9 protein-coding genes are annotated in these 12335 nt (G+C 69.6%); 7 read left to right on the top strand and 2 right to left on the bottom strand.

Features of this window, described 5'->3' with window-relative positions; translation table 11 throughout:
• Positions 1–697 precede the first annotated feature (697 nt).
• Positions 698–2095, top strand: a complete 1398-nt coding sequence (locus tag VGC13_RS13875) for a pitrilysin family protein (RefSeq protein ID WP_331125852.1) — start codon at positions 698–700, stop codon at positions 2093–2095.
• On the top strand, positions 2095–3522 hold the full coding sequence (locus tag VGC13_RS13870) for a pitrilysin family protein (RefSeq protein WP_331125851.1): 1428 nt from the start codon (positions 2095–2097) through the stop codon (positions 3520–3522). The genes VGC13_RS13875 and VGC13_RS13870 overlap by 1 nt, the downstream gene beginning before the upstream one ends.
• A 205-nt stretch (positions 3523–3727) precedes the next feature.
• Here the strand turns inward: VGC13_RS13870 and VGC13_RS13865 are convergent, their stop codons facing one another.
• Positions 3728–5590, bottom strand: coding sequence for a serine/threonine-protein kinase (locus tag VGC13_RS13865; protein ID WP_331125850.1), 1863 nt, complete (start codon positions 5588–5590; stop codon positions 3728–3730).
• Positions 5591–6081: 491 nt separating this feature from the next.
• Here VGC13_RS13865 and VGC13_RS13860 point away from each other — a divergent pair, with 491 nt between their 5' ends.
• A complete protein-coding gene (locus VGC13_RS13860; protein ID WP_331125849.1) occupies positions 6082–7293 on the top strand; it encodes a tetratricopeptide repeat protein in 1212 nt (403 codons plus the stop codon).
• A gap of 3 nt (positions 7294–7296) precedes the next feature.
• Here the strand turns inward: VGC13_RS13860 and VGC13_RS13855 are convergent, their stop codons facing one another.
• Positions 7297–7560 (bottom strand): hypothetical protein, encoded by a 264-nt coding sequence (locus VGC13_RS13855; RefSeq protein WP_331125848.1) that lies wholly within the window; start codon positions 7558–7560, stop codon positions 7297–7299.
• Positions 7561–8004: 444 nt separating this feature from the next.
• Here VGC13_RS13855 and VGC13_RS13850 point away from each other — a divergent pair, with 444 nt between their 5' ends.
• The 4 genes from VGC13_RS13850 to VGC13_RS13835 all read left to right on the top strand — a co-directional run bounded on the left by VGC13_RS13850 (position 8005) and on the right by VGC13_RS13835 (position 12326).
• Entirely contained in the window at positions 8005–9228 is a 1224-nt protein-coding gene (locus VGC13_RS13850) for a hypothetical protein (protein WP_331125847.1), read from the top strand.
• Between the two features lie 190 nt (positions 9229–9418).
• The gene (dcm, locus tag VGC13_RS13845) at positions 9419–10690 is read left to right on the top strand and encodes a DNA (cytosine-5-)-methyltransferase (protein WP_349264209.1); all 1272 of its coding nucleotides are present in this window, start codon (positions 9419–9421) and stop codon (positions 10688–10690) included.
• A 3-nt stretch (positions 10691–10693) separates the two neighbouring features.
• On the top strand, positions 10694–11158 hold the full coding sequence (locus VGC13_RS13840) for a DNA mismatch endonuclease Vsr (protein WP_331125845.1): 465 nt from the start codon (positions 10694–10696) through the stop codon (positions 11156–11158).
• Complete coding sequence (locus VGC13_RS13835; protein ID WP_331125854.1) at positions 11106–12326, top strand: type II restriction endonuclease; 1221 nt, start codon at positions 11106–11108, stop codon at positions 12324–12326. The genes VGC13_RS13840 and VGC13_RS13835 overlap by 53 nt, the downstream gene beginning before the upstream one ends.
• The last annotated feature ends 9 nt before the right edge of the window (positions 12327–12335 follow it).

The raw sequence follows: 12335 nt of genomic DNA, 5'->3' as shown, positions 1-12335 counted from the left end.
CGGCTTCATGCCGCGGGCCCAGCCCCGTCGTTCTGCTGGCGAGGTCCTTCGGTCGGCGCGAAGGTGCAGTGTACAAACGAGGTACGGGGTGGCGCCTCCCTCAGGAAGTCAATCACGCTGGGAGGTTTGGCAACACCCTCTGAGGGAGCGCGTCACGTCCAACCAGAAGTCACAACACAGGTTGCGCGCGACCGAAGGACCTCGTCTCGGTGGCGCAGGGGCCAGGTCAGGGCGCGGAACCAGCCCCATCGTTCTGCTGGCGAGGTCCTTCGGTCGGCGCCAAGGTACAGCGTACCAGCGATTTGCGGGGCGGCGCCTCCCTCAGGAAGCCAATCGCGCTGGGAGGTTTGGCAACACCTGCTGAGGGAGGCGCCGCGCTGGCGACGAATTGTCCCAGCCCGAAGAATCTCCATCGGCAGGCGTGCCGCCGGTCGAGCGGGGGGCCTCGCGCGGGGAGCCTTCCGCCGACGGTGGGGGGCCCGATCGATCGGTGCGCCGGCTTCGCTGCAGCGGCGGGATGCGAACGCGCTCCCCCTGCCCGGGTGGCCGTTTTCCGGATCCCGGATGAAGGGTTGATGAGGAGAAAATCATCCGGATTGCGGAGTTCCCGCCAAAAACGTATGGTTTGTCCGGTGCCGGCTCCCTTGCGGCACATCTCTGCGTTCCGTCCACCCGCCACCCCGCACCCTGCATCCGTATGAGACGATTGCTCCTCGCGCTCCCGCTGGCCACGCTGCTCCCCGGGGCGCTGGCCGCGCAGCCCGGCCCGGAACGGGAGGCCGTCCGCATCGACTACGTGGAAGAAACCCTGCCCAACGGGCTGCGGGTGGTGTACCACGTGGACCGCTCCACCCCGGTGGTGGCGGTGGACATCTGGTACAACGTGGGCAGCAAGCACGAGCAGCCCGGCCGCACGGGGTTCGCGCACCTGTTCGAGCACATGATGTTCAAGGGCTCGCGCAACGTCCCCGACGGGCAGCACTTCGCCCTGCTCGAGAACGCCGGGGCCCGCTCGGGCGCCGACATCAACGGCACCACCAGCTGGGACCGCACCAACTACTTCGAGCAGCTGCCCAGCAACCAGCTGGAGCTGGCGCTGTGGATGGAGGCGGACCGCATGGGGACGCTCACCGAGACGGTGACGGCCGCCAAGCTCGACAACCAGCGCGAGGTGGTGAAGAACGAGCGCCGCCAGAGCGTGGACAACCAGCCGTACGGCGGCTGGATGGAAACCATGCAGTCCCGCCTGTTTCCCCAGGGGCACCCCTACCACCACCCGATCGTGGGGTCGATGGAAGACCTCTCCGCCGCCACGGTGGACGACGTCAACCAGTTCTTCCGCACCTACTACGCCCCCAACAACGCGGTGCTGGTGGTGGCGGGCGACCTCGACGTGGACCAGGCCAAGGCGATGGTGCGCCGGCACTTCGGCGACATTCCCCGCGGCCCGCAGCCGCCGCCGCTGCGCTCGGCCGCGCTCCCCGCCACGCTGGGGCGCGCCTACCGCGAGGTGATCCAGGACGCCAACGCGCCGGCGCCGGCCGTGTACGTGGGCTTTCGCGTGCCGCCGGCCCGCAGCGAGCAGGCCAACGCGGTGAACCTGCTGGCCTCGGTGCTGGGCAACCAGTCGTCGGGGATGTACGAGTCGCTGGTGCGCCGGCAGCAGATCGCCACGGGGATGGGCGTGTTCAACCTGGGGCTGGTGGACGGGGCCGACATGCTGATCGTGCTGGCGCAGGGCAAGCCGGGCGCCAGCGCCGACTCGCTGGAGGCGGCGGTGCTGCGCGAGCTGGACGGCGCGGCGGCCAGCGTGACGCAGCCGGCGCTGGACCGCGCCCGCGCGGGGGTGCGCTTTCAGCTCATCGACGGGCTGCAGCGCACCGGCGGCTTTGGCGGCCGGGCCGACATGCTGGCGCAGGGCGCCACCTTTTACGGCGACCCCAACTGGATCAACACGCAGCTGGCGGAAAACGACGCGGTGACGGTGGCGGACCTGCACGCGGTGCTGCGCGAGCGTCTGGTGCCCACCAACCGCGTGGTGCTGGTGTACGTGCCCGCCGCCGCCGCCCAACCCTCTGCCCCGGGGACCCGATGATGCGCCCGACCCTTGCCCTTGCCGCGCTGCTGGCCCTGGCCGCGGCGCCCGCGGCCGCGCAGCCGGAGCAGCCGCCCGCCCCCGCGCCGCTGCGCCCCTACGCGGTGCCGCCGCTGCAGGAAACCACCCTGCCCAACGGAATCCGCGTGGTGGTGGTGCGCCAGGCGCGGCTCCCGATCGTGGAGGGGCGCATCCTGGTGAACGCGGGCGCCCAGCAGGACGCCGCCGAGCAGAGCGGGCTGGCCGTGCTGACGTCGGACCTGCTTTCCGCCGGCACGGGCGACATGACGGCCACGCAGATCGTGCAGGAGATGGAGCGGCTGGGCGCGCAGTTCAGCACCTACGCCAGCTACAGCCAGGCGTTCGCCAACGTGACGGCGTCGAAGTCGGCGTTTCCCGAGGCGTTTGCGCTCGCGGCGCGGACGGTGGTGTCGCCCAGCTTTCCCGAGTCGGAGTTCCAGCGGGCCCGCGCGCAGGCGGTGGCGGGGCACCTGGGGCTGCAGAGCAGCGTGGAAGGGCTGGCGTTCGAGACCTTCGTCCGCGCGGTGTTCGAGCCGTCGGCCCCGTACTCGCGCATGCCCACCGGCACCCGCGCCACGCTGGAGCGCCTGACGCGCGACGACGTGGTGGCGTGGCACCGCACCAAGTACTCGCCCGGCAACACCATGGTGCTGCTGGTGGGCGACGTTACCCTGGACGAGGCGCGGGCGCTGGCCACGCGCACGCTGGGGTCGTGGAACGCCCCCGCGGTGCAGGTGCCGCCGGCGGAAAACCGTCCCGTGCGCCTGACCGGCCACCGGGTGATCCTGCTGGACCGGCCGGGCTCGGTGCAGTCGGGCGTGTACGTGGGGCAGGCCGGCATCGGCTTCGCGGACCCGGCGTACATCCCCATGCTGGGGCTGTCGCAGGTGCTGGGCGGCAGCTTTCGCAGCCGGCTCAACGCCAACCTGCGCGAGCGGCACGGCTGGACGTACGGCGCCAACAGCTCGCTGACGGCGCTGCGCGGCGCGGGGCGCTTCGACATGAGCTCGTCGGTGCGCACCAACGTCACCGACAGCGCGGTGGCCGAGATGGTGCGCGAGTACAGGCGCATCGCCACCGAGCCGGTGCCGGCCGAGGAGCTGCAGTCGGCGCTGTTCAACATGGCGGGCAGCTTTCCCAGCAGCGTGCAGACGGTGCAGGAGCTTGCGCAGCGCATGCAGTCGGTGCTGCTGTACGGCCTGCCGGCGGACTACTACAACACCTACCGCGAGCGGCTGACGGCGGTGACGCCCGAAGACATTTCCCGCGTGGCGCGCGAAAAGCTTACGCCCGACGCGCTGACCATCGTGGTGGTGGGCGACCTGGCGCAGATCGAGCAGCCGATCCGGGCGCTGAACCTGGGGCCGGTCGAGGTGTGGGACACCAGCGGCAACAAGATCCGCTGATCCGGAAAAACAAAGGCAAAGGTACAGAGGAGCAGAGAAAAGCCAGAGGAGCAGAGGAAGACCAGGTGTCCTCTGCTCCTCTGGCTTTTCTCTGTCCCTCTGTACCCCACGCTTTTGATGGATCTGCAGGATGGCGAAAAGAGAGAGGACGTGGATGAGACCTTCATCCGCGTCCTCTCTTCCTCCGCGTCCTCCGCGCGAACCGTCAGCGCGGCGGAAAGCCGATGCGGATGGTGTCGCGCGGCGCCTCGGGGCGGGGCTGCGCCGGGATGAAGATCACCGGCGGCTGCTGCGGCTCGGGCTGCGGCTGCACCGGTGGCGGCGGCGGCTGCGGCTCGGGCTGCGGCTGCGGTTGCGGCTGCACCGGAGGCGGCTGCTGCTGCGGCGGCTGCTGGGCCGGGGGCTGCTGCTGCACCGGCGGCTGCTGCGCGGGCGGACGCTGCTGGGCCGGCGGGCGCTGCTGCACCGGCGGGCGGCTGGGCTGCGGCTGCTGCGGCTGCGGACGCGCCGCGGGCACGGACGGACGCTGCGGCTGGGGCTGCGGCTGCGCCGACGGCCGCTGCGGCTGCGGCGCGGGGCGCTGCACGGCCGGCGCGCCGCCGGAGGGCTGGCCTTCGCCCGCGCTCGGCCGCGGCTCGCCGGAGGACGGGTTGCTGAAGGCGGGCGTGGAGCCCTCGTCGCCCGGCACCTCGTCGCTGCCGCCGCCGCCCACGCCGTACCCGTCGCGCGGCGGGATGGGCGTGGCGCCCTCGACCCCCTCCTCGCCGCCGGCGCCTTCGCCCGCGCCGGCGATCGGCGCGCCACCCTGCTCGCCGGACGCGGCGGGGGAGGCGGGCTGGTCATCGCCGCCGCCGCCGGAGAGCGCGGCCCACGCGGCGGCGGCCACCAGCAGCAGCGCCACCACCAGGATCACCGGCCAGCGGCGGCCGGGGCGCGCGGTGGAGGGCGGCACGGTGTGGGCCGCGTGGCTCACGTGCGCCGGCGGTCGCGCGGTGGGCCGGGCCGCGGGCGCGGCGGCCGGCGCCGGCGCGATCACCGTCCCCTCGTCGTCGCCGTCGTCCGCGATCCGCGGGGGGACCACGGGGACGGCCGCGCGGCGGGCGGGGGCGACCATGGTGGCGTCGTCCTCGTCGTCGTCCGGCGGAAGGACGGCGACGTGCGACAGGGCCGCGTGCACCTGCGTCTTGAGGTCCCGGTGCGTGGCGGCCTGCAGCGCCTGCGAAAAGGCGTCCGCGTCCGGGTAGCGGTCGGCGGCGTCCACGGACATCGCCTTCATCACCACCTGCTCCACCTCGGGCGAAACCTGCGGGTTCAGCTCGCGGAGGGGGCGGCGCACGGTCCACCCGGTGGGCACCTGCCCGGGCTCGCTGGTGAACGGCCGCTCGCCGGTGAGCAGCTGGTACCCCACCACGCCCAGGCTGAAGACGTCGGTGGCGGCCGTCAGGTCGCGCGCGCCGCGAATCTGCTCGGGCGAGGCGAACGCGGGCGACAGCGGGTTGGCGCCCATCCCGCGGGTGACGGTCTGGTCGTCTTCCATCACCTGCGCGATGCCGTAGTCCAGCACGCAGACGCGGACGTCGTCCTTGTTGCCGTCGTGCGCATCGGCCAGGAAGATGTTGCCCGGCTTTACGTCGCGGTGGATGAGGCCGGCGCGGTGCCCGATGGCCAGCCCCTCGGCGGCGTCGCGCAGGATGCAGAGGGCGCGCTTGAGCGGGGGCTTTCCGGCGCGGGCCAGGTACTGCGCCAGGTTCTCGCCGCGCAGCATCTCCATCACCAGGAAGTCCAGCCCCAGCTCCGGGTCGGTGCCCACGTCGTGCACGGTGACCAGGTTGGGGTGGTGCGGCAGGCTGGCGGCGGCCTGCGCCTCCTTGTGCAGCCGCTGGCGCAGCACCTCGCGCTGCCCGGGGTCGGCGGCGCTCAGGGTAATGACCTTTACGGCCACCGGGCGGCTGAGCCGGTCGTCCATGGCGCGGTACACCACGGCGAACCCGCCCCGGCCGATGACCTCTTCGATGGTGTAGCGCTTCACCAGCGTGTGGCCGGTGAGCAGGCCTTCCAGTCCAGCCATGTGTCCCTGCGTTACGCGCGGTCCCCGTCGCCCTCCGGCGCCGGCGGCGATGCCGGCAACCCCCTTTGTGTGTGGCAAGATGCGAACCGGCGGAGCGCGGCCGCATCCATCCCCCGGCACCCGCGGCGGCGTTCCGCGGGCGCGGGGCGGGCGGCGTCGCGGTCCAGGGGGCGGAGGATCTTGATCGGCCCAATCCGAAAAATCGGCGAGGCCGTGCGGCGAAGGGCCCGCGGAGCCGGCGGCATCGACGGTGCGGGGGAGGGATGGATGCCGCGCACCGGTGTCAGTTTGGGCCCGTTCGGCGCCGTGGCTGGACGCCCGGGCCCGGTGTGTGCGGAATGGACACGCTATGGCGCGTAACGGATTGGACACCTAATCTTCCCCGGGGTGCGTCCAGCCTGTCTTCTGGTCCCTTCCGCATGCCGAATCAAATTCGAGGAATTCATCCGCGCCTGGTTCCCCGGGCACCCGATCCGCGTCCGTCGCTCGCCATGCTTCCCGCCCTGCGGGACGCGGGCGACGACTTTGCGTGGGCGGTGTGGTACGCCGTGTGGCGTGTGCGCGACGGCGAAGAGCCCCCCGGCCCGGCCGCGGCGGCCGAGCGGCTGGACCGCTTTTATGCGGCCATCGGCGCCGTTCCGCCGCTGGACGAGGCGCTGGGCACGCTGGCCGGGTACCTGCGCGGCGTCGAAACGCGCCCCGCCGCCGCCGACGCGCTGCTGCGCATTTCGGAGTGGGCGCTGGAGCGCGGCGCCGGCGAGCCCGCCATCCAGTGCGCCGAAGCCGCCGCCGCCCTGCTCCCCGACAGCTCGCGCCGCGCCCTCGCCGCCGGCCGCGCAAACCGGATCATGGGCGAGGCGGCGCGCGCGGCGATCCACTACGAGCGCGCCATGACCATGGCGCGCATGCGGCGCAAGTGGCGCAGCTACGTACGGGCGCACCTGGGCCTGGGGCATGCGAAGAAGGCGCTGGGGGATCCCGCCGCGGCCCGGGCGCACTACTACACCGCGGCCCGCGCGGCGCGCAGCCTGTCCGGCGAAAAGTGGCTCGCCGCGCAGACGCGCCACGACCTGATGGCGCTTGCGAGCGAGCTGGGAGGGTTCGAAGAGGCGCTGACGCACGCGCGGCAGGCGCTGCAGTGGTACCCCCGGCACCACGCCCGCTTTCCCGCGCTGGCGCACGACACCGGCTTTCTGCTCGTCCGCATGCACCTGTACGCGCCCGCCCTGCCGCTGCTGCAGGCGGTGATGCGTCTGCCGGTGCCGCCCCAGGACCAGGTGATCGGCTGGAGCACCCTTGCCCGCGCGGCGGCGGGCACGGGGGACGCGGCCGCCTATCAGCAGGCGGCGGAGAACGTTCTGCGGCGGGTGGGCCTGTTCGACCTGCACGCCGCGGCGGCGTTCGACAACCTGGCGCAGGGCGCCTGCCTGCTTGCGCTGTGGAAGCAGGCAGAGCAGTACGCCTCGCGCAGCCTGGAGATCGCGGCCCGCGGCGCGCCCTCCGACTGCCGGGAGAACGCGTCGCGGGCGCTGGCTCACGCGCGCGAGCAGCGCATTCCACCGCACGAGCCGGTGGTGGAGGCGCGCATCGCCGGGCCCCTGCTGGAGCTGGCGAGAGACATGGCCCTTGCCCTGACCGTCTGGCGGGGCGCTACCTGGAAGCGCAAGCGACAGTCAGGGCCTGAGCGGCTGGGAAGCGTGTGATCCTCAGTTCCCGGATCCCATGGTGTACCCTCCCCGCTCGGTCGTCGTCTCCCCGGATTCCGTCGTGCCCGATGACGACGCGTCCTCGGTGTTCCCCGAGCCGATGGTGAAGCCGCCCGACTGCGTGGCGTTGCCGGAGCCCATGGTGTAGCCGCCGTCGTACGAGGGGCCGGCCGGCCGGGCGTGGGCGTCGCTGCCGGTGGGGCTCTGGCCGCAGGCGGCCAGGGTGCACAGCAGAAGCGCGGCGGAGGGGATGCGATGGCTCATCATGGCGACCCGTTCTGGTTGTGGGATGGGTAAGATACGGCCGGGCCAACACTGCCCGGCCGTATATATTGTACATTCCACCATACCCGTCCCGCCACTCCACGCGGCCAATCACCATCCAGCGTGCTACATTCGCCACCTTGTATAGCCCGTGGCGCATTGGGGGCTTGATCGCAGCAGGCCTCACTCCAGCTGTGCACGGGCGAAGCGGTGGCGTTCCAGCCCGCCATCTCCGGGATCGTGCGGCATCTGCAACAGACTGCCACATCTCCCCTGCGCAGGACGCGCCTCCTCCGTTCCCCGCCGCCTGCACCCCGCATCAGCTACCCTATCCCCAGCCGCCACTCCTCACGACTTTTCGATTCCACTGCGCTCCGGGCACTTTAGCCGTTCACGTTGTGCACTTGAACGGCGCAAGACGCGCGGGACCAGGAGCGGGGGCGGATGGACGGAGCACGAAACCGGCGCAAGCCACGGCGGCCCAGGAGCGCGGCGCGGCGCACGCGCCGGCTGTGGTGCCTTCCGCCCGCGGTTACCCGCGAGCCCGGCGAGACGCTGGAGGGGATGCACGTGCTGAGCGAGCTGCCCCCCGCGCCCGCGCACGCGCTGTGGACGGCCCTGCGCGACGTGACGCTGTGGGCCGCCACCCCCGACGAGCGCCGCCCGGCCCTGTTCACCCCCGCGGCCGAGGCCCGCCGCCGCCCGGAGCCCGGCGAGCCGCTGGACCCGGCGCTGGAGGTGCCGCTGGCCACGCTGGCCACGGTGGTGAGCCACGCGGCGCAGGCCAGCGCGCCGGTGGTGAGCCTGGCGTGCCTGGACGTGTCGAAGTGGGCGCGCGCGCAGGGCGCCATGGGAACGGCGGTGAGCTTTGCGCAGGCGGCCGCGCTGGCCAGCCCCGACGACGCGCAGCCGGCGCTGGCGGTGGGGCGGCTGGCGCTGCAGTGGGGGCGGCCGGCACGGGCCGAGACGTGGCTGCGGCGCGCGGTGGGGCTGGCCCGCCGCGCCCGCGACTGGGAAAGCTACGGCAGCGCCTGCGTAAGCCTGGGCGAGATTCACCTGGCCAGCGAGCGGCTGGACGGGGCGGCCAAGTACTGGTGGCTGGCGGCGCGCGTGGCCCGCCGGCAGCAGCTGCGCTACGTGCGCGCCGAGGCCATGCACGGGCTGATGCGGGTGAGCATGGCCACGGGCGACCTGCAGGCGGCCGAGCCGTACGCGCGCGCCGCGCAGCGTGCGTACGGCCGCGCGCACCCGCGCATGCCCGACCTGCGGCACGACATGACGCACCTGATGGTGCGCCGGGGAGAGTTCGAGCGGGTGATGCCGCTGCTGCGCCGGCAGCTGGGCGAGGTCACGGCGCCGGGAATGCGGATGGCGGCGCTGGCGCTGCAGGCCCACGCCGCCGCCGAGCTGGGCGATTCACCGCTGTACGAGCAGAGCTGGAACGCGGCCTGGGCGCTCAAGGACCGCCCCGCCGCCGCCCCCCACCTGCCCCAGGCCCTGAGCCACCTGGGCAAGGCCGCCGCCCGCGCCAGCGACTGGCTGCGCGTGCAGCAGACCGTCCGCGCCTTCGACGAGCTCCCCCCCGACCAGCGCCGCGGCCCCGCCGCGGCCGAGGTCGCGGAACTGGCGCGGCTCGTCGGCAGTCAGCGTCAGCCCCACTCGTTTTAGTTCCAGCCCCTCAGACTTAGAAGACAGTCTCCATGGTGGGCCGGAGCCGCCTGCAATGCACGCAGGTGGCTCATTTCGCACGCTCATTTTTGCGGCTGGTGGAACATCTGATCCCGATTACAGTGGCCCGGCAAGCACGATCCGGAGACTCTCGATTGCGGGACTTGCGCGGGGAGCACCTCTGGACGTAATGTCCGGTACCTTACCCAGAGGAGGGGCCGTGGATTTCAGGTTGTTACGGGAGCAGGCTGGTCTCTCACAGGCCGAGTGCGCCAGAGAGTCGGGATACTGCGAGAAAACGGTTCGCCGGTGGGAGAACGGCAAGGCCACACCTCGTCCGGCTGTTCTGCGGCTTCTGGAAAGCAGGATTCAAGCGCGAGCCGTTCACGCGGATCATAATGAGCCCGCCTTCACCTTCATCGACTTGTTTGCCGGCATCGGCGGGCTCAGGAAGGGCTTCGAAGCGGCAGGGGGGAAGTGCATCTTTACGTCGGAGTGGGACAAGTACGCCCAGAAGACGTACAGAGCGAATTTCGGAGATGATCACCCGATCGCAGGCGACATCGTCGCCATCCCTTCGGAGCACATTCCGGAGCACGACGTTCTGCTGGCAGGTTTTCCATGCCAGCCCTTCTCGATTGCGGGGGTATCCAAGAAGAACGCGCTGGGTCGCCCCCACGGCTTCGCGTGTGAAACCCAGGGTACACTGTTCTTTGAAGTTGCAAGGATCATCGAGCACCACAAGCCGCGTGCATTCCTTCTGGAAAATGTCAAGAATCTGCTGACGCATGACGGCGGTCGCACCTTCCGCGTGATCAAGCAGACTCTTGAGAAGGAACTCGGCTATCACGTCACGGAAAAAGTCATTGACGCTCGTGCTTTCGTTCCGCAGCACCGGGAGCGCATTCTGATTGCCGGCTTCAAGGACCCCACGACGTTCGACATCAGGCGGATCAAACTACCTGACCCTGCGAACGGGCCACGTCTGGGGAGCATTCTTCATCCGGAGGATGGCACGGAGATTCCGGAGGCTCCGTATACCGATGCAGACGGTCGAGTTGCGGCGCGGTATCGCCTGACTCCGCACCTGTGGGATTACCTTCAGCGGTATGCTGCCAAGCACCGCGCCAAGGGCAATGGATTCGGATTCGGCCTCGTGGGACCCGATGACGTTGCCCGTACGCTCTCTGCAAGGTACTACAAGGATGGCGCCGAGATTCTGATCCAGACCGCTTCCGATACTCCTCGACGACTTACACCGCGGGAATGCGCCCGGCTCATGGGATTCGATCGCGAAGGCTCGCCTCCGATGGTCATTCCGGTGTCTGATACGCAGGCATACAAGCAGTTCGGAAACTCGGTGGCGGTTCCAGTCGTCGAACTCGTAGCAAAGCACATGGCCGCGCATCTGGCACGGCAGACGAACGCGGTGGAGCTCGACCTGTTCGAGCAGGTAGCATGAGCTTTGGCTGACGTAGTAACGCCGGCTGAACGCAGCCGGATGATGGCCGGCATCAAGGGAGCGAATACGAAGCCCGAGCGGCTCGTCCGCAGCTTCCTCCACAGACACGGTCTCCGGTTCCGGCTTCACGGGAAAGGACTGCCCGGGAAGCCGGATCTTGTTCTCGCCAGGCACAGAGCCGCGGTCTTTGTTCACGGCTGCTTCTGGCACCGGCACCCCGGCTGCAAGTACGCTTACAACCCCAAGAGCAATCCCGATTTCTGGCAGAAGAAGTTCCAAGAAAATGTCAGGCGAGATGAGCGCAAGGAAGAGGAATTGCGCCGAGCCGGCTGGCGCGTGTTCATCATATGGGAGTGTCAGACGCGCGATGAAGATCCAATGATGCGTCTGATCCAGGACATCCGGAGTGGCCGAGATGAGCGGAAATCTAGAGAATCTTCAGAGATGGATAGCGGAAGTCTCCGGTGACGAATGGCACTGGTACATCAAGGTGCTCTCCGGAAACGACACTCTGCTCAATGAGGCCCACCAGGCTGGGCCATACATCCCGAAATCAGCGATCTTCAGCCTCTTCCCCGGGCTCTCATCCGGGGAGAGACGGAACCCGCGGCTGCAGTTCGAAGCGTTCATCGATTCGCACGGAACGCGCTCCGTCGTGACGGTGATCTGGTACAACAACCGCCTCACGGACAACGGGACTCGCGATGAGACGCGGATCACGGGTTGGGGCGGGCGGGCTTCTCCGTTACTCGATCCGGAGTCAACCGGCTCGATCTGTATCTTTGCGTTCCGGAAGCCGAAGGTCGAGGATGCTGATGTTTGCCGGATCTGGCTCTGCAACTCGGTCGCTGAAGAAGATTATCTCACCAGCGTTGTCGGACCCGTAGAGCCGGGGCGGTGGCTGTTCGTACCGGCAAGCGCCGCGGCAGCACTGCTGCTTCCGGAGCCCGTGGAGTCGCCCTGCAGCCTTGCGCCGGGTGAGATCCCGACCGACTGGCTTCGCAGTTTTCCGACGGCCAGCGAAATCGTGGCACGAGCGGCGGCCGCCCGAGAGTCGAAAGGGCTCACCCCTGATGATCGCCTGCTCCGGCGCCGGGAATGTGAGTACGAGATCTTCCGGTCGATTGAGCAAGCCTGGGTGCTCCCGCGCATCAAGGAAGGATTCGCGACCGTTGATCTGTTCGTACATTTTGCGCACTCGGTAACGAACCGTCGCAAGTCCCGGAGCGGGGCATCCCTTCAGTTGCACGTGAAGCGCATCCTTGACGAGGAGCACGTCCCGCACGCCTATGATGCGATCTCGGAGGAGAAGAAGCGCCCTGATTTCCTGTTCCCCTCGGCGGAAGCGTATCAGAACACCCCGATTCCCACCGAACACCTGCGCATGCTGGCGGTCAAGACAACTTGCAAGGACCGTTGGCGACAAATCCTGAATGAGGCAGACAAGATTTCCGTAAAGCATCTGCTTACATTGCAGGAAGGTGTATCCACAAATCAGTTCGATGAAATGAAAACAGCTGGCGTAAAGCTCGTCGTACCCACTCCATTGATTCGGAGCTATCCCAAGACGGTGCGTTCTGAGCTCCTCTCGTTCAGCGACTTCATCAGGAACGTGGCATCGTTACCGGGTGCCTGACGCAGTTCG

The organism is Longimicrobium sp., assembly GCF_036399255.1.
Taxonomy (GTDB): domain Bacteria; phylum Gemmatimonadota; class Gemmatimonadetes; order Longimicrobiales; family Longimicrobiaceae; genus Longimicrobium.
This window is presented reverse-complemented; position numbering and strand designations above follow the sequence as displayed.